1 pseudogene is annotated in these 228 nt (G+C 28.9%); it reads left to right on the forward strand.

Annotation, left to right across the window (positions count from 1 at the left end):
• Nucleotides 1–29: 29 nt before the first annotated feature.
• A pseudogene (locus M901_RS11100) lies at nt 30–228 on the forward strand (hypothetical protein); the annotation flags it as partial.

Raw genomic sequence — 228 nt, forward strand, 5'->3', positions numbered from 1 at the left:
TTACTAATGAAAATTATTTGGGAAATGTTGTGAGATATGTTTTTCAAAATCCTGTTAGAGCGAAAATTGTTGAAAGGGTAGAGGATTATCCATTTAGCTCCCTTCACTGTGAATCTTTTGAAAAATATTTTCCATTAAAAGTTCAAAGTCTCTTTGAATATAGAAATACAGAGTTAATCGAGTCATTTAATACTTCTATTTCTGAAAAAGAGAGTGACTTAATTCGAA

Source organism: Bacteriovorax sp. DB6_IX, from assembly GCF_000447775.1.
Taxonomy (GTDB): domain Bacteria; phylum Bdellovibrionota; class Bacteriovoracia; order Bacteriovoracales; family Bacteriovoracaceae; genus Halobacteriovorax_A.